This window comes from Gemmatimonas sp. (assembly GCF_046594945.1).
GTDB lineage: Bacteria > Gemmatimonadota > Gemmatimonadetes > Gemmatimonadales > Gemmatimonadaceae > Gemmatimonas.
Genome location: NZ_JBKJRB010000141.1, coordinates 1 through 2888, shown reverse-complemented (window position 1 = coordinate 2888; position 2888 = coordinate 1). Strand labels below are relative to the sequence as shown.

Annotated in this window: 2 protein-coding genes and 1 pseudogene; 1 reads left to right on the top strand and 2 read right to left on the bottom strand. The window is 69.3% G+C overall.

The window, feature by feature from the left end; translation table 11 throughout:
- The coding region (locus ACLL97_RS16875) for a hypothetical protein (protein WP_411281648.1) at positions 1-203 on the bottom strand (203 nt) is incomplete at its 3' end.
- A gap of 354 nt (positions 204-557) precedes the next feature.
- Here ACLL97_RS16875 and ACLL97_RS16870 point away from each other — a divergent pair.
- Positions 558-758 (top strand): annotated as a pseudogene (locus ACLL97_RS16870) (type II toxin-antitoxin system Phd/YefM family antitoxin); the annotation flags it as partial.
- Positions 759-880: 122 nt separating this feature from the next.
- Here ACLL97_RS16870 and ACLL97_RS16865 read toward each other — a convergent pair.
- Entirely contained in the window at positions 881-2602 is a 1722-nt protein-coding gene (locus ACLL97_RS16865; protein WP_411281647.1) for an IS1634 family transposase, read from the bottom strand.
- Positions 2603-2888 lie beyond the last annotated feature (286 nt).

The window sequence follows — 2888 nt, the reverse complement described above, 5'->3', positions numbered from 1 at the left end:
ACCGCCTCGCTGACGAGCCCCGTGCGCGTGCGCCGGCCAAGCGCAGGCAGCCGTTCGCGACGAAGGCACCTCGGCGCCGATCCTGCGCAGCCCCCGATCGAAGCCGCGAACGCTGAGAACTCGCCCCCGGCGTCGAGTCCACCGGCGCCCTCGCCCACGACCTCGTCCAAGACCTCCTGCTCGTGTTCAACGGCCGCTTGCACCGCGGCGTGGCCCGCCTACGGTTCGTTTCGACCGCGCCGGAGCGCGATCATCTCGGTCGGCCACGACGATCGCGCTCGGAGAGGCGTGGCCCGAACCGACAGGGTCCCGACGTTCAGCTTGGCCACCTCGCCCCTTCACCCGATTCGAGTCATTGCAACAACGTCCCGTCCCGTGGCGTCCCGAGGTGTTGCACGTTGACCGAGGACACGTGGGGGGACAGGTGGGGCCGGATCCATCCCGCCGAGCAGCGCGCCGCCTCGCCCGCCGTCACGCACCGTGCCGGTGTCGGCGGTACGGATCACCCAGATCGACGTCGTTTGCGGGCCTCGTTCGGTAGGTCTATATTCTGACCCATGAGCAAGGCAACCCGCGGCGTCGCGGCGCTTCAGGTCGCCGACGACATCGTCCCCATCGCGGAGTTCAAGGCCCACCTGTCGAGGGTGGTGCGGACCTTGCCGGCGCGGCGACGTCCGGTCGTGGTCACCCAGAACGGCAAGGCCGCCGCGGTCGTGCTGTCGCCGGCCGCGTTCGATCGACTCGCGCATCATGCCCGCTTCGTGGACGCGGTCCACGAGGGCCTCGCCGACATCGAGCGAGGCCGCGTCATCTCCGATACCGAGCTGGGCCAGCTGCTCGATCGACAGCTAGCCCTACTTTCGCATCGGCGGCGTCACGGTCATGAAGGCTCGTCGGGGCGGGCGCGGGTGGCCATACATGAAGCAAGCGCCGGCATCCAGCGCTCCAGCTCGAAGATCTTCACGGCGCGGCGCTGTCCCGTGGTCAGCTCCGGGGCGAGCGCCACCGTCGGGCGGCGGCCCATGCCGCCGGTCGTCGTGCGCACCAAGGTCGCGCGGATGTCGGCGAGCGAGTCCATCATCGTGCGCACCGAGTCCGTCGTGCGGAGCGCGATCTTGACCAAGCTCACGAGCATCAGCCCGACGACCGTCGCGAAGGTATGAAGGCGCAGCGATCCATCGGCGCGCTGGAACGACGGCCCCCAGGGCGCGATGCCGCCCTTCTTCGCCCGGCGGAACAGCTCTTCGACGTTCCACTGGCCACGGAAGGCGTGGACGATGCGTTCGGTGGTCCAGCTATGCTGATCGGTGCAGAGGACCCGGCGGCCCAGGCGGGTCTGCTCCAGGTGTTGTCGGCGGTCGGCGTCGACGTGCCACGCGAACGTCGGCGCCTGGTCGGTGCCGCCGACCTCGACGACGACGAAGGTCGACAGGTGTTCGCGCCGCAGCGCCTTCTTGACGCGATGCTCGAGGCTCGAGCGGCTGATGCGGCCGGACTCGGCGAGCCGCTGGAGCTTCTCCAGCTCCGCCGTCGCCTTGACGACCGCCGCGGCGATGCCGCGCTTCTGTCCTTCGAGCAACTCCTTGCTCTCGACGACGACGAGCGTCCGATCGAGATCACCCACCATGCCCCGGGTCCGCGCCGCGCGGACGTCCGTGAGCTTGCCGGCGAGCTTCTTCATCGCGCCGCGACCCGCTGCGAACGCGAGCGCGGTCTCGCCGGCGTTGTGGCTCAGCGGCAACGAGATGACGCTGTAGTACCCGACGACCTCCAGGTTCAGCTCGAGCTGCGGGCTCCAAAATCCACCGTCGCGGACGACCGTCCGCGACGCCGGCCGCTTCCGTCCCTCGGCCTCATCGAGGGCATCGTGCAACTCGCCGAGCCCCTCCAGGCACGAGTCGAGCACGCCCTGATCGGAGCCGTTGCCGGCATAGGTCCGATACAGGAGCGGGACGTGCCCGGTCTCGCTCACGAGCAAGCCGAGGCCGACGACCCGCAGGTCGCTGCGCTTGCTCTTGGCGTGACCGCGACGCGCCAGTTCGCCCGGCGTCGTCGTGGCGATGTGGGTGTCGAAGTTGGTGGTGTCGAAGGCCAGCACGTCGGTCGACAGCTTGAATCGCGCGACGGCCGCCCTGGCGAGCGCGACCTGGGCCACCTCCAGCTCGCGTTCGTTCACCGACTTGGCGAGACGATGAAAGGCCTGCCCGGTGAACGTGGAGGCGCGCAGGCACGACGCCCGTGGGATGCACTCGTCGAGAAACTCAGCCAGGTCGCGTTTCGCACCCGGCGCACATACTCGCTGCAACGCCACCGCCAGCACCATCTCGCCGATGGACGGTCCGCCCTTTGCGCCCTGACCTGCGCAGGCCCGGTTGATGTGCCCCACCAGGTCCAGCTGCTCGGCGACCCAGACGAGCGCGCCGACGTCGCCGACCGCCCGCGTTCCGACGGTCCGCGTCTCACCCAGGTCGACGGTCGGTGGCGGCCCGGCCGGACCCAGCACGGCCTGCCGCGACGTCGGGCGTCCAAGCTCGGAATCCCAGACGGACTGAGCGGCAAGCCGGTAACGCCGGCCGCCGATTTCGCGCTCGAAGAAGTGCACTTATTGCAGCTATCCGGACTCGACCCCGCGGGTCAAGAGGAAGCGGCGCTTCTCGACGCTGTGGCGCGCAGAACCCGCCCGGCGCCAGCCCGCGTTGCGAAAGTAGGGCTAGCGTCGAGGTCTTCTCGGTGTCTGCGATCCCCGATGCCGCGAACACGATGGAGGGGTACTTCCGCGTCGTCCGGATTGGTGATGCCGGTGCTACGCTTTCAGCGGCTACTGGGTCCCTCCCTATGTCGTCGCCTGCCTCCATGACGCGGCGCTGAGCCAAGTATGCGCAAGTTGG